Origin of the sequence: Nocardia sp. NPDC004068 (assembly GCF_042874315.1) — a bacterium.
Taxonomy (GTDB): domain Bacteria; phylum Actinomycetota; class Actinomycetes; order Mycobacteriales; family Mycobacteriaceae; genus Nocardia.
In genome coordinates this window covers 141,097-158,621 of the sequence record NZ_JBIAMW010000014.1, presented here as the reverse complement: position 1 = coordinate 158,621, position 17,525 = coordinate 141,097, and the positions used below count along the sequence as shown (strand labels likewise).

The window sequence follows — 17,525 nt, the reverse complement described above, 5'->3', positions numbered from 1 at the left end:
CGTCGTTATCGATGCATACGTACGCGACCGCGCCGTCGAGAGGACCGACCATGGCCACCAAGATGATCTTCTTGAATCTTCCCGTGGATGATCTGGAGCGGTCCATGACCTTCTACGAGACCCTGGGGTGGAAGGTGAATCAGGACTTCAGCGACGAGAACGCCGCCTGTGTGGTGGTGGACGACAACATCTGCCTGATGCTGCTGGTGAAGCCGTTCTTCACGACGTTCACCGATCGGCCCATCGCCGACGCGGGAACCACCACCGCGGCCACCTACGCCCTCGCGCTGGGCAGTCCGGAGGCGGTCGACCAGTTGACCGCGGCCGCGCTGCGCGCGGGCGGCACCGAACTGGTGAACGAGGACAAGCGGGCCCAGGAGGCCGCGGTCGGCATGCACGGGCGTGCCTTCCGCGACCCGGACGGGCACCACTGGGAGCCCTTCCACATGGCGGGCTGACTCACTCCTCGCGGAGCTCCGGCGGCAGGCCGAACAGCGGGAACAGTCGCTCGGTGTCCAGGAAGAAGTTCAGCCCGCTGATCCGGCCCTCGTCGAACTCCAGCACGGTGATCGACCACGGGGTGTACAAGCCGGGCTCGCCGCTGGGCTTGTACTGCCCGAACGCGGGCAGGCCGTTGGCGCCCGCGAGCGGAATCATCTTGGAGCCCCGGCACGCCGACGGCCCCGGGGACTGCATGAACTCCGCGACATTGGCCGGACCGCTGACCCACAGATCGAACGGTGGCATGGACAGCGCGACGTCCTCCTTGAGCAGGGCGGTGAGCGCGTCCATGTCGTAGGCCTCGAAGGCCCGCACGAAGCCGTCGACGAGTTTGCGCTGCTGCGCGTCGTTCTCGTCGTAGGAGTTCGACTGGCTGGGCTGCACCTTGGCCATGGTGGCCCGCGCGCGTTGCAGGGCGCTGTTCACCGAGGCGGGCGACATGGTGAGCGCCTCGGCCGTCTCGTTGGCCGAGAACCGCAGCACCTCGCGCATGATCAGGATCGCGCGCTGGGTGGCGGGCAGGTGCTGGACCGCGGCCACGAACGCCAGCCGCAGCGAATCCTTGGCCGTGGCGTGTTCGGCCGGATCGGAGCCGAAGGCCAGGCCGTTGGGGATCGGCTCGATCCAGACGTAGTCCGGCTGCGGCGGGGGCAGCGGACGGTCCGGATCGGACGGGCCGTTCAGGTCCATCGGCCGGGCCCGGCGCTGCGGTCCGTCGAGCATGTCGAGGCACACGTTCGTCGTGATCTTGTACAGCCACGACCGCAGGCTGGCCCGGCCCTCGAAGGAGTCGTAGGCCTTCCACGCCCGGGTGAAGGTCTCCTGCACGGCGTCCTCGGCCTCGAAGGAGGACCCCAACATCCGGTAGGCGTAAGCGCACAGCTCCCGCCGATACCCCTCGAACTGGCGCAGCACCTCGTCCACGGTGCCTGTGGAACTGCCCGTCTCGCTCATGCCTGACAGCCTGGCACAGGGCACCGACAAGTAATACCCCGAAAACGAGGGTTTCCCGACGAGTGCTACGACCGCGTGGTCGACGGCGCCCCGAACGATCGCCGATCCCCCGCCCAGCCCTCGATCGGGACGATGCGTTCCAGTTCGTCGAGCTGTTCGGCGCTCAGCTCGACCGCCGCGGCCGCCGCGTTCTCGGCGATGCGCGCGGCGCGGCGGCTGCCCGGAATCGGCACCACATCCGGTCCCCGCGCCAGCAGCCACGCCAGTGCCAGCTGCCCGGCGGTGAGCCCGAGCCCGGCGGCGACGTCGCGCAGGGCCGCCACCTGGGAAAGGTTGTCCGCCAAGCTGTCTCCCTGGAAGCGCGGATCGTCGCGGCGGAACGCGCTGGCGCCCACGCTGTTCGCGTCGAGGGTGGCGGTCAGCAGCCCGCGGCCCAGCGGGCTGTAGGGCACGAGCCCGATGCCCAGCTCCCGCGCGGCCGGGACCACGTCCCGCTCCGGTTCGCGCCACAGCAGCGACCATTCGAACTGCACGGCCGCGATCGGATGCACGGCCGCGGCCCGGGCCAGCTGGTCCGGTGTCGCCTCGGAGATGCCGAGGTGGCGCACCTTGCCCGCCGTCACCAATTCGGCCATGGCCCCGACGGTTTCGGCCACCGGCACCCGCGGATCGACCCGGTGCAGGTAGTACAGATCGATGACGTCGCGCTCCAGCCGGGCCAGCGAGGCGTCGCAGTACTCGCGCACCCGAGCGGGATCGCCGTCCAGCCCCACCCCGTCCGCGGTGCGCACGATGCCGAATTTCGTCGCGACCGTGACGTTCTCGCCGACACCGCGCAGCGCGCGGGCGAGCAGCCGCTCGTTGTGGCCGCTGCCGTAGCTCATGGCCGTGTCGAAAAGCGTTGTCCCCGAGTCGATCGCGGCGTGGATGGCGGCCACCGACTCGTCGTCGTCGACCTGGCCGTACCCCTGTGAGAATCCCATACATCCCAGCCCGACGGCCGAGACGGCCGGGCCGGTGGCCCCGAGCTCGCGTTGCTGCATGCCCACATCGTCATCGAGAGCACCGAGGATCGCCAATAGCCTTTCCGATGCCGTCCATCGGAAAGGCTATGGCGCGCTGTGCTATTTGGTGGCCGGGGCGGGCGCGTCGTCGTCGGCCGGATTGGCCTCGGCGTGCGCGTGCGCCCACTTGTAGTCGGGCTTGCCCGCCGGGGACCGCTTGATCTCCTCGACGTACCAGAGCGTGCGCGGCAGCTTGTAGGAGGAGATCTCCCGGTTCAGCACCGGCCGCAACTCCTCGAGGGTGGGCCTGCGGTCGCCGCGGCACTGCACGACGGCGGCCACCCGCTGTCCCCAGCGCTCGTCGGGCACGCCGATCACCAAGGCGTCGAAGACATCCGGATGACACTTGAGCGCGCCCTCGACCTCCTCCGGGTAGATCTTCTCGCCGCCGCTGTTGATGCTCACCGAACCCCGGCCGAGCATGGTCACGGTGCCGTCCTCCTCCACCCGGGCGTAGTCGCCGGGGATGGAGTAGCGGACGCCGTGGAACTCCTTGAAGGTCGCCGCCGTCTTGACCGGGTCGTTGTAGTACCCGACCGGGATGTGGCCCCGGCGCGCGATGAATCCGACCTGCCCCGAACCGGGGACGACCGGATTGCCGTCGTCGTCGAGCACATGCGTGGACGCGTCGATCTTGACCCGCGGTCCGCCGGTGTGGGTCGCGCCCTTGGTCGCGATCGACAGACCGCCGAAGCCGGTCTCGGTGGCGCCGATGGAGTCGGTGATCACCGTGTTCGGCAGCAGCTCGATGAACTCGTCCTTGAGCGCCGGGGAGAACAGCGCCGCGCTCGAGGCGAGCGCCCACAGGCTCGAATGCCGGTACGGCTCACCGGTTTCCGGGTTCCCGGCCTTCAGCGCGTCCAGCATGGGCCGGGCCATGGCGTCGCCGGTTATGAAGATCATGTTGACCTCGTGCCGGTCGATGGCCTGCCACACGCCGTGCGCGCTGAACTCCGGCAGCATGATGGCCTTGCCGCCGTCGAACAGGCTGTGGAAGGTCGCGGTCAGCGCGCCGCCGTGAATCATCGGCGGGGCCGGGTAGCGGACCATCTGGTTGCCCGCCGCGCCCTTCTTGGCCTGCTCCCACTCGTCGTCGATGTAGCTGCCGTCGTAGAAGCTGATGCCGCCGCCGAGCACCCGCCACCAGTCCTCCTGCCGCCACATGACGCCCTTGGGCAGGCCGGTGGTGCCGCCGGTGTAGATCATCAGGATGTCGTCGGGCGAGCGGTCCTCGAAGTCGCGCGCGCCCGAGGAGGCGGCCAGCACGGCCTCGTATTCCGCCGAATCCGCTGCGGTGGGGAACCGGTCTTCGGTACCGTCGTCCACGACGACGACCGTCTTCAGCTTCGGCGTATTCGGGCGCACTCCGGCCACCCGGTCGGAATACCGACGCTCGTGAATAAGCGCGACCATATCCGAATTGTCGAAGATGTATTGCAACTCGTTCTCGACGTATCGGAAGTTCACGTTCACCATGACGGCGCGCACCTTGAAGATGGCGACCATGGCCTGGACGGCCTCGATGGTGTTGCGCGAGTAGAGCCCGACCTTGTCGCCCGGTCGAACCCCGTGTTCCTGCAGGTAGTGCGCGAGCCGATTGGCCCGGTCCTCCAGCTGAGCGTAGGTCACCGAGCGGGTGTCGTCGGCCAGCGCGACACGGTCCGGCACGAGGTCGACGGTGTGTTCGACAAGGTCCGCTATGTTGTAGCTCACAGGTCAAAAATAGAACGCGTTCTCACGCCTGACAAGACTCAATTTACGGTGTTTACCAAAACCGGCGAAAGGGCCCTTTCCCAACACCGAACGCCCGCCCGGCGGGCCGGGCGGGCGGGGTGCGCGGGCGGTCAGGCGCTCACATACCTCTCCCGCAGTTTGCGCTTGTAGAGCTTTCCGTTCGGATCGCGCGGCAGCTCGTCCAGATAGTCGACGCTGCGCGGCAGCTTGTACTTGGCCAACCGGGCGGCCGCGAACGCCAGCAGTTCCCGGGTGAGTTCCTCATCGGCGGTCACCCCCGGCGCGGGCTGCACGACGGCCTTGACCTCCTGGCCCCAATCCGGGTGCGGCACACCGAAAACCGCGACATCGGCGACCTTCGGATGGGTGATCAGCTCGCTCTCGATCTCGGCCGGGTAGATGTTCACCCCGCCGGACAGGATCAGATCCGAGCGCCGATCACAGAGGAACAGATAGCCCTCGTCGTCCATGTACCCGATGTCGCCGACGGTGAACAGATCGCCCACGCGCGCGCCCTCGGTCTTGGCCTTGTCCTTGTGGTACTCGAAGTTGGACCCGCCCATCCGCAGGTACACCTGGCCGATCTCGCCGGGCGGCAACTCCGTGCCGTCCTCGCCGAGCACCTTGACCACCGCGTACGGCCACGCCTTGCCCACCGAACCCGGCTTGCGCAGCCACTCCGCGCCCGTGATGGAGGTCCCGCCGCCCTCGGTCGCGGCGTAGTACTCGGTGACCACCGGACCCCACCACTCGAGCATCCGCCGCTTGGTCTCCTGCGGGCACGGCGCGGCCCCGTGGATCATGCAGCGCAGCGAGGACACGTCGTACTTCGCGCGGACGTCCTCGGGCAGCGCCAGCAGCCGATGGAACTGCGTGGGCACCATGTGGCTGTGGGTCACGCGATGCCGCTCGATCAGCCGCAGCATCTCCTCCGGATCCCACTTGTCCATCAGAACGACCTTGTGCCCCAACTGAATCGAGATGGAGGCGAAGTTCAGCACGGCCGTGTGATACAGCGGCGAGCCGCAGATGTGCACGTGATCGTCGAACGGCCGCAGGTCGAACAACCCGAAGAAGCCGGTCGCCTGCGGGCCGACCACATCCGGATCGGCGCCGGTCAGCGGGCGCCTAACGCCCTTGGGGCGGCCCGTGGTTCCGGAGGTGTAGAGCATGGGCGCGCCCGTGGTGCGCACCTCGGGCCGCCCGGTCTCCCCCGCGCCCAGCTCCGCCAGATCCTGGAAGCCCGGGACCGTGCCCACCGAATAGCGCGCCGCCGCAGGCACATTCGCCTCGTCCGCGGCGATGCGGGCGGCCTCGGCGAAGCGCTTGTCGGCGATGAACACCTTGGCCTCGCTGTCACCGAGGATGTAGGCGACCTCCGGTCCGGTCAGATGCCAGTTCACCGCGACGATGTAGAGCCCCGCCTGATACGCGGCGAAGTACACCGCCAGCGCCTCGGCGCTGTTGTGCACCATGGAGACCAGCACGTCCCCGGGCCGTAACCCCTTGGCCTGCAAGCCCCGTGCGATCCGGTCGGCCTGTCCGGCCAGTTCCCCGTAGCCGATCTCCCGCCCCGACGGATCGACGACCGCGATCCGTTCGGGGGCGGCGGCAGCGATGTTCCACAGTCCCAGCTGCTCCGTCGAAGTCATCCCTCGAATCTAGAACGTGTTCTACCCCTGGACAAGAGGGGCGAGGGCCCGCAATTGATCCACCGAGTGGGTCGTCACGAGCAGCATGCCGACCCCCGCCTTCGCCCAGACCTCGAGCTGCTCGCGCACATGCGCCTCGTCGCCGATGATCGCGGTGTCGAGGATGAGCTCGTCCGGAACGGCCGCCGCGGCCTCGTCCTTGCGGCCGGATCGGAACAGCGTGGTGATCTCGTCGACCACCTCGCCGTAGCCCATCCGGCGGTACACCTGGGCGTGGAAGTTCAGCTCCTCCGCGCCCATGCCGCCGATGTAGAGGGCCATCACCGGCTTGATCCGATCGAGTTCGCCGCGGGTGTCGTCGGTGATGAGCACCTGGCAGCTCGCGGCGATCTCGAAGTCCGCGCGCGAGCGCCGCGCACCCGGGCGGGCGAAGCCCTCGTCGAGCCATTCGTCGTACATTCCGGCGAGCCGCGGGGTGTAGTAGATGGCCAGCCAGCCGTCCGCGATCTCGGCGGTCAGCGCCACGTTCTTCGGGCCCTCCGCGCCCAGCCAGATCGGGATATCCGCACGTAGCGGGTGGGTGATCGGCTTGAGCGGCTTGCCGAGGCCGGTCGCGCCCGGACCCCGGTAGGGCAGCGGATAGTGCGGCCCGTCGCTGGTGACCTTGCCCTCGCGGGCCAGCACCTGCCGGACGATGTCGACGTACTCGCGGGTGCGCCGCAACGGCTTCTCGAACGGCTGCCCGTACCAGCCCTCCACCACCTGGGGACCGGAGACGCCGAGGCCCAGCACGGCCCGTCCGCCGCTGAGGTGGTCGAGGGTCAGCGCGGCCATGGCGGTGGCGGTGGGCGTGCGCGCCGACAGCTGCGCCACCGAGGTGCCCAGCCGCACCCGGCGGGTCGCCGACCCCCACCAGGCCAGCGGGGTGAACGCGTCCGACCCCCAGGACTCGGCGGTGAAGACGGCGTCGAATCCGATCTCCTCGGCGGCGATCACCATCTCCGCGGCCTGGGCGGGCGGCCGCGCGCCCCAGTAACCGAGCTGCAATCCGAATCGCATGGGCGGGACCTTTCTCTTGCCACCAGAATAAGAACCTGTTCTACTCGATATCGTGACTCAGGGGAACACCATGACCGGCGCAATTCCCGACATTCTCGCCGCGGAACTGCGCATGAAGTTCGACTACACCCGCTCGGTCGGACCGACCATCGGGCGCTTCCTCACCGGGTTGCGCGCCGGACGCGTGGTCGGGGTCCGCGGCTCGGACGGGCGCGTGCTGGTTCCGCCCGCGGAGTTCGATCCGGTGACCTCCGAACGGCTGACCGAGTTCGTCGACGTCGCCGATGTCGGCACCGTGCAGACGTGGTCGTGGGTGCGGGAGCCGTTGCCCGGCCAGCCCTTCGACCGCCCGTTCGCCTACGCGCTGATCAAACTCGACGGCGCGGACACCGGCCTGCTGCACGCGGTCGACGTCGCCGCGCCCGAGGACATCCACACCGGGATGCGGGTGCGGGCGCGCTGGGCCGCCGAGCGCACGGGCGTCATCGGCGACATCGTGTGTTTCGAGCCCGGCGACACCTCCACCGCGCCCGCCGACGCCGACCCCGGCGAACCGGTGACGGGCATCGTGACCCCGATCGACCTGCGCTACAAGCACACCGCCTCGCCGCAGGAGACGGTGTTCCTGCGCGGCATCGCCGAGGGCAGGCTCATCGGCGCGCGGGCCGCCGACGGCAAGGTCTACTTCCCGCCGCGCGGCGCCGATCCGCGCACCGGTGAGGCGACCGAGGACTACGTCGACCTCGCCGACACCGGCATCGTCACCACCTTCTGCATCGTGAACGTGCCGTTCCAGGGTCAGCGCATCAAGCCGCCGTACGTGGCCGCCTACATCCTGCTCGACGGCGCGGACATCCCGTTCCTGCATCTGGTGCTGGGCTGTGAGCCGAGCGAGGTGCGCATGGGGCTGCGCGTCAAGGCCGTGTGGAAGCCGCGCGCGGAGTGGACCTACGACGGGCTGGACAACGTGGCCCACTTCGAGCCCACCGGCGAGCCCGACGCCGAATACGAGACCTACGCGCACCACCTGTAGAGAGGCGCTGAAAGACCTTGAGCGACAACGTGACCGATATCGCGGTGGTGGGCTTCGCGCACGCCCCGCACGTCCCCGAGACCTACGGCACCACCAACGGCGTCGAGATGCTGGTGCCCTGCTTCCGCGAGCTGTACGACACGCTCGGCATCTCGGTCTCCGATATCGACTTCTGGTGCTCCGGATCCTCGGATTACCTTGCCGGACGGGCCTTCTCGTTCATCTCCGCGATCGACTCCATCGGCGCGGTGCCGCCGATCAACGAATCGCACGTGGAGATGGACGCGGCCTGGGCGCTGTACGAGGCGTGGGTGAAAATCCGCTCCGGACAGGCGAAGACGGCGCTGGTGTACGGCTTCGGCAAGCCGTCGGCGGGCATCCTGCGCCAGGTGCTGACCATGCAGACCGATCCCTATCTGGTCGCGCCGCTGTGGCCGGACGCGGTCTCGATGGCCGGGCTCCAGGCGCGCGCCGGGCTGGACGCGGGGAAGTGGACCGAGAAGGATATGGCGGCGGTCACCGCGAGCGACGCCGCCGATCTCGAAAAGCGTTTGGCCGCACCGTATGTCGCCGATCCGCTGCGCGCCCACGACATCGCGCCGATCACCGACGGCGCGGCGGCCGTCGTGCTCGCGGCCGGTGACCGGGCACGCGAGCTGTGCCCGAATCCGGCCTGGATCACCGGCATCGCCCATCGGATCGACACCCCCGTACTGGGCGCCCGCGATCTCACCACCTCGCCCTCGGCCGCCGCGGCCGCGCGCGACGTGACCGGCGGGGACGCAAGCGATTTCGACATCGCCGAGCTGCACGCCCAGTTCAGCCACGAGCAGCTCATCCTGGCCGAGGCCCTCGGCCTGGGCGCGGGCACCCGGATCAATCCGTCCGGCGGCGCGCTCGCGGGCAACCCCATGTTCGCGGCGGGCCTGGAACGCATCGGCTTCGCCGCCACCGAAATCATCAACGGCAACGCCCGGCGCGCCCTCGCCCACGCGGCGAGCGGCCCGGCGTTGCAGCAGAACCTTGTGGCCACCCTGGAGGCACGATGAGCAACCCCACGGCCGTGCTCGGCACCGGCCAAACCCATCACGTGACGAAACGCACCGACGTTTCCATGGCCGGGATGATCCGCGAGGCAATCGATCGCGCGCTCGAGGACGCCGAGCTCACGATGGCCGAGATCGATGCCGTCGTGGTCGGCAAGGCGCCGGACCTGTTCGAGGGTTCGATGATGCCCGAGCTGTTCCTCGCCGACGCGTTGGGCGCCAGCGGGAAACCGATGCTGCGCGTGCACACCGCGGGGTCGGTCGGAGGGTCGACCGGTATCGTCGCCGCCAACCAGGTCCAGGCCGGGGTGCACGGCAAGGTGCTCGCGGTGGCCTGGGAGAAGCAGTCCGAATCCAATGCCATGTGGGCGCTGTCGAATCCGGTGCCGTTCACCAAGCCGGTCGGCGCGGGCGCGGGCGGATACTTCGCCCCGCACGTTCGCGCCTACATCCGGCGCTCCAGCGCGCCCCTGCACATCGGCGCCATGGTCGCGGTGAAGGATCGCCGCAACGGCGCGCGCAATCCGCTGGCCCATCTCCAGCAGGCCGACATCACCATGGAATCGGTGCTGGCCTCGCAAATGCTCTGGGACCCAATCCGTTTCGACGAGACCTGCCCCTCCTCCGACGGCGCGTGCGCCATCGTGCTCGGCGACGAGGCGTCGGCCAAGGCCGCGGAGTCCGCGGGCCGCACGGTGGCGTGGGTGCACGGCACCGCGATGCGCACCGAACCGCTGGCCTACGCCGGGCGCGATCAGGTCAGCCCGCAGGCGGGCCGGGACGCGGCCGCGGCGCTGTGGCGACAGGCCGGGATCACCAATCCGCTCGAGGAGATCGACGCGGCCGAGATCTATGTGCCGTTCTCCTGGTTCGAGCCGATGTGGCTGGAGAACCTCGGCTTCACCGCCGAGGGCGAGGGCTGGAAGCTGACCGACGCCAAGGAGACCGAGATCGGCGGGAAGCTGCCGGTGAATCCGTCCGGCGGCGTGCTCAGTTCCAATCCGATCGGCGCCTCGGGCCTGATCCGATTCGCCGAAGCGGCCAAACAGGTGATGCGGCGGGCCGGTGACTACCAGGTCGACGGGGCGCGAAAGGCGTTCGGTCACGCATACGGCGGCGGGTCGCAGTACTTCTCCATGTGGGTGGTCGGCAGCGAACAGCCGTAGTTTCAGGCGGAACGGATTGTGCGCGGCCACAATCCGATTTCGCCACAAGTTCTGATGCAGATTTCAAGGACATTTGTAAATTCATCAGCAAACTCATTCGAGGCAGCATGACCACCACCACCGATCATCCCGCCCGGCTCGCGGGTCGCGCATCTCAAGCCGCCGTCCGCGCCCGCGACAAGCAGGCATGGCTCGCGTTGTTCGCCCCCGACGGCATCGTCGAGGACCCCATCGGCCCCTCGGTCTTCGACCCCGAGGGCCGCGGCCACCGCGGCCGCGACGCCATCGCCGCCTTCTGGGACAAGGCCATCGCCCCCACCGAATCGATCGAGTTCCTCTTCGAGGACTCCTTCGCCTGCGGCCACGAGATCGCCTTCACCGGCCTCATCCGCACCCGCATGGCCGGCCACGTCATCGACGCGGAGGGCGTATTCACCTACCGCGTCGACGCCTCCGGCAAGATCACCGCCCTGCGCGCGTTCTGGGAGACCGACCGCGCAATGGCGACCATGCGCAAGGAGTGACGGCCGCTCCCGGCGCGGCCCCTCTCCTGCTCCCGGCGTGGCCACTCCCCCTGCTCCCGGCGCGGCCACTCCTCTGTTCCCGGCGTGCTTTTCGCCGGGACTACCTCGTCCGGTAGTCCACCGGGAACTCCTTGATCCCGTTCAACCACCCCGAGCGGAGGCGCTTGGGGTCGCCGAGGCGGGTGATGTCGGGGAGGTGGTCGGCGATGGCGTTGAAGATCAGGTCGATCTCGAGGCGGGCCAGGTTGGCGCCGATGCAGAAGTGGGCGCCGGTGCCGCCGAAGGCCAGGTGCGGGTTGGGGTCTCGGGTGATGTCGAAGGTGAAGGGCCGGTCGAAGACGTCCTCGTCGAAGTTGGCCGAGCGGTAGATCATCAGGACGCGCTGGCCCTTCTTCATCTGGACGCCGGACAGTTCCACGTCCTCGAGGGCCGTGCGCTGGAAGGTGCTCACCGGGGTGGCCCAGCGGATGATCTCGTCGGCGGCCGTCGCCGGGCGCTCCCGCTTGAACAGCTCCCACTGGTCCGGGTTGTCCAGGAACGCGATCATGCCGTGGCTGATGGCGTTTCGCGTGGTCTCGTTGCCCGCGACCGCGAGCATCATCACGAAGAAGCCGAACTCCTCCGAGGTCAGCGCCTCACCGTCGATGTCGGCGTGCACCAGCTCGGTGACGATGTCCTGCTCGGGCGCGGCCTTGCGGGCCTCGGCCATCTGGTAGGCGTAGCCGAGGATCTCCATCGAGGCGGTCAGCGGATCGACATCGATGTCCGGATCGTCGTAGCCGGTCATCTCGTTGGACCAGCGGAAGACCTTCATCCGGTCCTCCTGCGGAATGCCGATCAGCTCGGCGATCGCCTGCAACGGCAGCTCGCACGCCACCTGCGTGACGAAGTCGCCGGACCCCTCGGCCGCGGCGGCCTCGACGATCGCGGCGGCCCGGGCCGAAAGTTCGGCGCGCAGGCCGTTGATCGCGCGCGGGGTGAAGCCCTTGGAGACCAGCTTGCGCAGTTTGGTGTGCTCGGGCGCGTCCTTGTTCAGCAGCACCAAGCGCTGCATCTCGATGTTCTCGCGGGTGATGTCGTCGTTGAACCGCGGGATGGCGGTGTTCTCGAAGTTGGAGAACACATCGCTGCGCCGCGAGATCTCCTTGACATCGGCGTGCTTGGTGACCACCCAGAAGCCGTCGTCGTGGAAGCCGCCGACCTCGGGCGACTTGGGGTTCCACCAGATCGGGGCGGTCCGGCGCAGCTCCGCGAGTTCCTCGACCGGAACCCGCTGCGCCCACAGATCCGGATCGGTCACGTCGAAACCGTCCGGAAGCTGGGGCGCCGGTCGAGTGTCAACCACGGGTCGTCTCCTTCGCACACGTATTGGAACACGTTCTACCTTCATTGCAACATAGGTGGTATCACTAGTAAAGGAGCCGTTTTCAGCGGTTTCTCCAGGTGGAGAAACCTGTTTCAATTTCTGGTCGGAAGGATGGACCATGGGCACACCCGTCATCGTCGAGGCCGCGCGCACCCCGATCGGCAAGCGCGGGGGCTGGCTCGCCGGGCTGCACGCCGCCGAGATCCTCGGCGCGGCCCAGCGCGGCGTCCTCGAGCGCGCCCAGCTCGATCCGGCCCTGGTCGAACAGGTCATCGGCGGCTGTGTGACCCAGGCCGGGGAGCAGTCCAACAACGTCACCCGCACGGCCTGGCTGCATTCCGGCCTGCCGTGGCAGGCGGGTGCGACCACCATCGACGCGCAGTGCGGTTCGGCCCAGCAGGCCAACCACCTGGTCGCCGGGCTCATCGCCGCGGGCGCGATCGAGGTCGGCATCGCCTGCGGCGTCGAGGCCATGACGCACGTCCCGCTGGGCGCGAACGTCGGCGAGCACGCGGGCCCGCGCCGCCCCGCGACCTGGGACATCGATATGCCCAACCAGTTCCAGGCCGCCGAGCGAATCGCCAAGCGGCGCGGCATCACTCGCGCCGACGTCGACGAATTCGGCGCTCGCTCACAGCGTCTGGCGGCCCGGGCCTGGGCCGAGGGGCGGTTCGACCGCGAGGTGCTCACCGTCCCCGCGCCGCAGGTCGACAAGGAGGGCAACCCCACCGGCGAGAAGCTCGACGTCAGCCGCGATCAAGGTCTGCGGGACACCACGATCGAGGGACTGGCCAAACTGAAGCCGGTGCTCGAGGACGGCATCCACACCGCGGGCACCTCCTCGCAGATCTCCGACGGCGCCGCCGCGGTGCTGCTCATGGACGAACAGGCCGCCGCGCGTGCGGGTCTGCGCCCGCGGGCGCGCATCGTGACGCAGTGCCTGGTCGGCGCGGAACCGGAGTTCCATCTCGACGGGCCGGTGCAGGCGTGCGCGCGGCTGCTGGAACGATCCGGCATGAGCATGTCCGATATCGACCTGTTCGAGATCAACGAGGCGTTCGCGTCGGTGCCGCTGTCCTGGGCCTCGGTGCACAAGCCGGATCTGGACCGGGTCAACGTCAACGGTGGCGCGATCGCGATCGGCCATCCGGTGGGCAGCACCGGATCCCGGCTCCTCACAACGGCTTTGCACGAACTCGAGCGGTCCGACTCGTCGATTGCTATGGTCCTCATGTGCGCCGGTGGCGCACTTGCGACGGGTACGATCATCGAACGCGTCTAGGAGACTGGCCTTTTCGGCCAAGTTGAACGTTCATCCCGAGGGCCGCAGAACGTGGCGTACACCACACAAAATGCGGTACAGACAGGAAGATGAGACGTCAGCTATCCTACGGTTATCCCTGGCCCGTCGCGCTGGAAGCTCGCGACGGGCCAGAATCCGTCTGTACCAGCGTTTCCCAACAAACGGCCGCGGTCGCCCGCAAACGCCCCGACCCACTTCGGTTCCCGAACCGGCCCCCTGGAAGCTTCAAGGAAATCGCCAATCAGGCGTAGGTTTTCAGTTACTTAGCCGCTAATATCAATTATACGTATCCGAGATAACGACTGTTAGTACAGCGAAGGGAATTGGGCGGCTCACAATGGCTGATTTCGCGGCGCGGCTGAACAAGCTGTTCGAAACCGTGCATCCCCCGGGGCGTAAGCCGCACACCAACGCGGAGGTGGCTGCCGCGCTGACGGCAGCAGGGCATCCGATCTCGAAACCGTACCTCTCCCAGTTGCGGTCGGGACAACGGACCAACCCGTCCGACGAGACGGTGGCTGCGCTGGCGAAGTTCTTCAAGGTCAAACCGGACTACTTCTTCAACGACATCTACGCGGCGAAGATCGACCACGATCTCGAGCTGCTGTCCCAGCTGCAAGGCTACGGACTCCGTCGGTTGTCGAGTAGGGCGTTCGACCTCTCCGAAGAGTCACAGAACCTGCTCACCTCGATGGCCGAGAAGCTGCGAGCGAGCGAGGGTCTGCCCGAGATTCCGCCGGACGGCACGGAATAGGAAGTACCCCAAGGCAACACAGTGCGGCCTCAGGAACCGCACTGTGTTTGTTTTGGGACACGGAGCCGAAGCGTGCGGGCCGCTTCGGTTCCGACTCATGCCCTCGGTGTGACCTACGACATCAAACCGAGCGGTTGGGCGAATCTCCGGCGTCCTGTGACCTCAGCGACTCCGGGCACTCGCCCGCCGATCGGCGCCCTCGTACGCGCGGGCGATGGCCTGGACCCAGCCGCGCGGGCTCAGGCCCTCCGGCGGGGCGATCCAGCGCGCGTCGATGACCACCTCGCCCAAGGGTTCTCGGGCCCAGCGGGCCACCTGGTCGGCGCGTTCGCCGATCGAGCGGGGCGGCGGCCCGGCGGCCGCCAACTCCACGCCGCCGCCGGATTGTAGATACAGCGCGTCCAGGATCTGCGCAACCTGGTCGGACGCCTTGAGCTGCGTGGTGGATCCGAGCTGGTCGTGCGCGACCACCTCCGGGAACCGTTCGAGCAGGACCCGGTGCAGCAGCCGAATCTGCCGCAGCAGCAGGCGAGCTCGGGCCCACAGCTCCAGCACGATCCACACCGCGCCCACCGCGATCAGCAGGCTCGCCGCCTGCCAGGCGGGCCAGAACCAGCCCGGCTCCCCCGGCCGCGCGGCGTCCTCGGCGACGAGCAGCCGCCGGATGGTCAGCACCGAGAGCACACCCACCACAACGGTTCCCGAGGTGTAGAGCGCGATGCCGCGGCCGAGCGCGGTCCAGTCCAGATTGCGCAGTCCGGTGACCGCGATGAACCCGCACGCGAGCAGTACGGCCACCCATCCGAAGGTCGCGGACCAGGCCAGCGCGATCGCGACGGCGACGAGCCCGGCCGCGTAGATCATGGCCGCGATCTGGCGCAGGTTGCGCCGCGAGACGACCGGCCAGGCCGCGGCGGCGACCACGGAGGTGGCCACCGCGAACAGCAGCCAGGCCGCGAGCTGCGCGTGGTCGGCCACCGATCGACCCCGAATGCCGTGCGGCGCCAGATGATCCAGCGGCACCCCGACCTCCGGGATGGTGACCGTGGCCGCGACGGCGACGGCGGCGACGGCCACCACGATCGCGACGCGCGCGGTGGTGGCGGGTTTGACCAGTACGCGCCCCACCCGCGCGCCGGCCGCCATCCAGACCAGCAGGGCCGTGAGCCAGAACGTCATGGTGTCCCCTTCACCCCAGCGCCTCGTCGAATCGGAGGACCGAGACGCCCGCGCCCCGGTTGTTGAGTACGCGCAGCCTCGTCATGAGCATGTTGGCGAACGTCTCCGCCTCCCATTCGCAGTGCTCGTCGCCGCCGTCCTCGACGATCTGTTCGTGCGCGCGCTGGCTGAGCATGTAGGCGATGAGGTCGTCGCTCGCCTCGAGGGTCACCTCGGTCGCGGGTTCGCCGGGGTGGTCGAAGACGATGTGCCCCAGTTCGTGCGCGAGGGTGTGGTCGCGGCTGGGCAGTGCCGCGGCGAGCACGATGACGTCCCGGTCCGGGTAGCTGCGGCGCTGGCCGCAGACGCCGGGCCCGAGTTGTTCGCTGAGGATGTCGATGGGACGGCGGCGTTCGGCCGCGATCGCCAGCACCACCTCGTCGAGCGTGGTGGCGTCGAAGTCGGCGGCCACCGCGCAGACCGCGTCGACCGCCGCGGCGACGCGCCGATAGGAACGGCCGCTCTGGGCCCGGCTCTCGGTCATCTACTCACCCCCTCATGCCCTCGGCCCGAAGAACTCCGCGCGCGCGGCGTCGATCCGCGCCTGCGCGGCCGAGGCGCTCTGGAAGCTGACCGCCCCGGATCCGGCCGCCGCCAACGCCATTGCGATCAGACCGCCCACGACGGTCAGCACCTTCACCGGCGGCAGGGGGCTGTCGGCGGAGGTGGGCCGCACATTCGGCGCGGGCTGCGCGACCGGCGGCGGCGCGACGGGCGGCGGGGGCGGCGGAACGGGCGCCGGGGCCGGTGCGTCGACCGGGGCGGCGGCGGGCATCGGGGGTGCGAGGGCGGGCAGCACCGGCATCGGCGGCGGCGCGGGCACGGGCGGGGCCACCGGCGCGGGGGCGACCGGCGGCGGCACCGGAACCGGCTGCAACAACAGCAGCAGCAACAGCGGCGACATCACCGCCGCCGACCCCGCCGCCGCGGAACCCACTGCGGCCGAACCGGTTACGCCCAGGGTCGCCAGCGCCGATCCCGTCGCGGACCCGGTGCCGAGCAACGCGGCCGACCCCGTCCCGGTCAACACCGCCAAGGCCGATCCGGTGCCGAGCAATGCCGCCGACCCGGTCCCGAGTGCGGTGGCCGAACCCGTGCCGAGCAGCGCCGCCAGGAGCGCCCCGGTCCCCACCGCGGCGGAACCCGTTGCGGCCGCGGCCGATCCGACGGCCGCCGAGCCGGTCCCCGCCGCGGCCGAACCCGCGCCGGCGAACGCCGATCCGGTGGCGCCACCCGCGGAACCGATGGCCGCCGAACCCACCGCCGCCGATCCGGTCACCGCGGCCCCGAGCCCCGCCGATCCACTTCCGAGAATGCTTGCTAGTCCACCGAATCCGGCCACGGGACGAGACGGCGCCGGATCGGCCACCTCACCCCCCGCCGCCGTATCCGTCACACCCCCGGACGCGGAACCGGACGACACCGAACACTCCGGCCCGGAAGCAGCACCCGAGGGTACGGAACCGTTCCCGGGCACGACGCCCGGCCGCGGGGAATCCGGCGCACCCGAGGGCACGAAATCCGATGGGCCCGAGTCGTTCCCGGACGCGACGCCCGGCGGCGTGGAACCGGCCGAGTCGGAGGGCCCGAGGACAATGGGCGGCGGCGTGCCCGCTGGGTGCACCCCGTTCGCGGAGGCGGCTCCGGACGCGGCCGGTGGGGCGGAACACGGTGTGCCCGAGGCGTTTTGCGGGCTGGTGGAGTAAGGGGAAGTAGGGCGGCCGGGGATGGTGAGAGGGGTGCCCTGGTCGGGACCGGCGACGGCGCAGCGGGGGCAGGAGCCGTTGGGTTGGGGTTCGGCCTGGGCGGACAGGGGGCCGAGGAGACCGCAACCGGCCAGTACTCCGGCTACCGTCACCACGCGCGCGATGCGACCGATGGTCATGCGCCGATGCCTTCCCCTCATCCACTCCAACTGCGTAGATCCCGCGTCCCGGCCGCGATCTATCCGGAGCGCTCGTGTCGAATGCCGATCATCATAACTGCCGAATGTTTGCCCGCGCAGGGCGGTGGTGTGAGCTGACCCACTTCCTACAGCGGCATTCATCACACCGTGGCAGGGCGTGCCGAATCTCGTGCGGGCGGCGGCGACAGCGCGCGCACCCATCACCACGACTGGACGAGGCGGTGGAGCGCACCCGGTTGTGCCGG

At 69.3% G+C, this 17,525-nt stretch carries 16 protein-coding genes and 1 pseudogene; 8 read left to right on the top strand and 9 right to left on the bottom strand.

Annotated elements, in window-relative coordinates:
- The first annotated feature begins 50 nt into the window (after positions 1 to 50).
- Entirely contained in the window at positions 51 to 458 is a 408-nt protein-coding gene (locus ACFYTQ_RS30115; RefSeq protein WP_387368396.1) for a VOC family protein, read from the top strand.
- 1 nt (position 459) lies between these two features.
- On the opposite strand, the gene ACFYTQ_RS30110 is transcribed toward ACFYTQ_RS30115, so the two are convergent.
- From ACFYTQ_RS30110 to ACFYTQ_RS30090, 5 genes and pseudogenes are all read right to left on the bottom strand, one after another.
- Positions 460 to 1,455, bottom strand: a complete 996-nt coding sequence (locus ACFYTQ_RS30110) for a sigma-70 family RNA polymerase sigma factor (RefSeq protein WP_387368394.1) — start codon at positions 1,453 to 1,455, stop codon at positions 460 to 462.
- A gap of 65 nt (positions 1,456 to 1,520) precedes the next feature.
- Positions 1,521 to 2,498 carry an aldo/keto reductase gene (locus tag ACFYTQ_RS30105; protein ID WP_387368392.1) on the bottom strand — a complete coding sequence of 326 codons (978 nt, stop codon included), beginning with the start codon at positions 2,496 to 2,498 and terminating at the stop codon, positions 1,521 to 1,523.
- 81 nt (positions 2,499 to 2,579) lie between these two features.
- Entirely contained in the window at positions 2,580 to 4,232 is a 1,653-nt protein-coding gene (locus tag ACFYTQ_RS30100) for an acyl-CoA synthetase (RefSeq protein WP_387368390.1), read from the bottom strand.
- A gap of 131 nt (positions 4,233 to 4,363) precedes the next feature.
- Positions 4,364 to 5,960, bottom strand: a pseudogene (locus ACFYTQ_RS30095) (acyl-CoA synthetase).
- Positions 5,927 to 6,964: an LLM class F420-dependent oxidoreductase gene (locus ACFYTQ_RS30090; protein ID WP_387368388.1), complete on the bottom strand. Its 1,038-nt coding sequence runs from the start codon at positions 6,962 to 6,964 to the stop codon at positions 5,927 to 5,929. Before ACFYTQ_RS30090 ends, ACFYTQ_RS30095 begins: the two are co-directional and overlap by 34 nt.
- Before the next feature lie 70 nt (positions 6,965 to 7,034).
- On the opposite strand from ACFYTQ_RS30090, the gene ACFYTQ_RS30085 reads away from it, so the two are divergent.
- The 4 genes from ACFYTQ_RS30085 (at position 7,035) to ACFYTQ_RS30070 (ending at position 10,733) form a co-directional block, all read left to right on the top strand.
- Entirely contained in the window at positions 7,035 to 7,997 is a 963-nt protein-coding gene (locus tag ACFYTQ_RS30085; RefSeq protein ID WP_387368467.1) for a Zn-ribbon domain-containing OB-fold protein, read from the top strand.
- A gap of 29 nt (positions 7,998 to 8,026) precedes the next feature.
- Complete coding sequence (locus tag ACFYTQ_RS30080) at positions 8,027 to 9,046, top strand: thiolase domain-containing protein (RefSeq protein ID WP_387368465.1); 1,020 nt, start codon at positions 8,027 to 8,029, stop codon at positions 9,044 to 9,046.
- The gene (locus tag ACFYTQ_RS30075; RefSeq protein ID WP_387368386.1) at positions 9,043 to 10,209 is read left to right on the top strand and encodes a thiolase domain-containing protein; all 1,167 of its coding nucleotides are present in this window, start codon (positions 9,043 to 9,045) and stop codon (positions 10,207 to 10,209) included. Before ACFYTQ_RS30080 ends, ACFYTQ_RS30075 begins: the two co-directional genes overlap by 4 nt.
- Before the next feature lie 107 nt (positions 10,210 to 10,316).
- Positions 10,317 to 10,733 (top strand): nuclear transport factor 2 family protein, encoded by a 417-nt coding sequence (locus ACFYTQ_RS30070; protein ID WP_387368384.1) that lies wholly within the window; start codon positions 10,317 to 10,319, stop codon positions 10,731 to 10,733.
- A gap of 100 nt (positions 10,734 to 10,833) precedes the next feature.
- Here the strand turns inward: ACFYTQ_RS30070 and ACFYTQ_RS30065 are convergent, their stop codons facing one another.
- A complete protein-coding gene (locus tag ACFYTQ_RS30065; RefSeq protein ID WP_387368382.1) occupies positions 10,834 to 12,078 on the bottom strand; it encodes a cytochrome P450 in 1,245 nt (414 codons plus the stop codon).
- 139 nt (positions 12,079 to 12,217) lie between these two features.
- Between ACFYTQ_RS30065 and ACFYTQ_RS30060 the strand changes: the two genes are divergently transcribed.
- Positions 12,218 to 13,381, top strand: coding sequence for a steroid 3-ketoacyl-CoA thiolase (locus ACFYTQ_RS30060; protein WP_387368380.1), 1,164 nt, complete (start codon positions 12,218 to 12,220; stop codon positions 13,379 to 13,381).
- 358 nt (positions 13,382 to 13,739) lie between these two features.
- A complete protein-coding gene (locus ACFYTQ_RS30055; protein ID WP_062508866.1) occupies positions 13,740 to 14,156 on the top strand; it encodes a helix-turn-helix domain-containing protein in 417 nt (138 codons plus the stop codon).
- 162 nt (positions 14,157 to 14,318) lie between these two features.
- On the opposite strand, the gene ACFYTQ_RS30050 is transcribed toward ACFYTQ_RS30055, so the two are convergent.
- Genes ACFYTQ_RS30050 through ACFYTQ_RS30040 form a run of 3 tightly spaced genes read right to left on the bottom strand, consistent with a single transcriptional unit; the run spans position 14,319 to position 16,653 of the window.
- Positions 14,319 to 15,335 carry a hypothetical protein gene (locus tag ACFYTQ_RS30050; RefSeq protein ID WP_387368377.1) on the bottom strand — a complete coding sequence of 339 codons (1,017 nt, stop codon included), beginning with the start codon at positions 15,333 to 15,335 and terminating at the stop codon, positions 14,319 to 14,321.
- A gap of 10 nt (positions 15,336 to 15,345) precedes the next feature.
- Positions 15,346 to 15,858 (bottom strand): ImmA/IrrE family metallo-endopeptidase, encoded by a 513-nt coding sequence (locus tag ACFYTQ_RS30045; RefSeq protein WP_387368375.1) that lies wholly within the window; start codon positions 15,856 to 15,858, stop codon positions 15,346 to 15,348.
- 12 nt (positions 15,859 to 15,870) lie between these two features.
- Positions 15,871 to 16,653 (bottom strand): hypothetical protein, encoded by a 783-nt coding sequence (locus tag ACFYTQ_RS30040; RefSeq protein WP_387368373.1) that lies wholly within the window; start codon positions 16,651 to 16,653, stop codon positions 15,871 to 15,873.
- 34 nt (positions 16,654 to 16,687) lie between these two features.
- Between ACFYTQ_RS30040 and ACFYTQ_RS30035 the strand changes: the two genes are divergently transcribed.
- The gene (locus ACFYTQ_RS30035) at positions 16,688 to 17,080 is read left to right on the top strand and encodes a hypothetical protein (RefSeq protein WP_387368371.1); all 393 of its coding nucleotides are present in this window, start codon (positions 16,688 to 16,690) and stop codon (positions 17,078 to 17,080) included.
- Positions 17,081 to 17,525: the final 445 nt, after the last annotated feature.

Bases quoted from the DNA above. Each gene is read 5' to 3' on its own strand.
- ACFYTQ_RS30105 (WP_387368392.1), bottom strand. From the start codon at position 2,498: ATGCAGCAACGCGAGCTCGGGGCCACCGGCCCGGCCGTCTCGGCCGTC.
- ACFYTQ_RS30060 (WP_387368380.1), top strand. From the start codon at position 12,218: ATGGGCACACCCGTCATCGTCGAGGCCGCGCGCACCCCGATCGGCAAG.
- ACFYTQ_RS30045 (WP_387368375.1), bottom strand. From the start codon at position 15,858: ATGACCGAGAGCCGGGCCCAGAGCGGCCGTTCCTATCGGCGCGTCGCC.
- ACFYTQ_RS30070 (WP_387368384.1), top strand. From the start codon at position 10,317: ATGACCACCACCACCGATCATCCCGCCCGGCTCGCGGGTCGCGCATCT.
- ACFYTQ_RS30090 (WP_387368388.1), bottom strand. From the start codon at position 6,964: ATGCGATTCGGATTGCAGCTCGGTTACTGGGGCGCGCGGCCGCCCGCC.
- ACFYTQ_RS30110 (WP_387368394.1), bottom strand. From the start codon at position 1,455: ATGAGCGAGACGGGCAGTTCCACAGGCACCGTGGACGAGGTGCTGCGC.
- ACFYTQ_RS30115 (WP_387368396.1), top strand. From the start codon at position 51: ATGGCCACCAAGATGATCTTCTTGAATCTTCCCGTGGATGATCTGGAG.
- ACFYTQ_RS30085 (WP_387368467.1), top strand. From the start codon at position 7,035: ATGACCGGCGCAATTCCCGACATTCTCGCCGCGGAACTGCGCATGAAG.
- ACFYTQ_RS30050 (WP_387368377.1), bottom strand. From the start codon at position 15,335: ATGACGTTCTGGCTCACGGCCCTGCTGGTCTGGATGGCGGCCGGCGCG.
- ACFYTQ_RS30035 (WP_387368371.1), top strand. From the start codon at position 16,688: ATGCTTGCTAGTCCACCGAATCCGGCCACGGGACGAGACGGCGCCGGA.
- ACFYTQ_RS30075 (WP_387368386.1), top strand. From the start codon at position 9,043: ATGAGCAACCCCACGGCCGTGCTCGGCACCGGCCAAACCCATCACGTG.
- ACFYTQ_RS30055 (WP_062508866.1), top strand. From the start codon at position 13,740: ATGGCTGATTTCGCGGCGCGGCTGAACAAGCTGTTCGAAACCGTGCAT.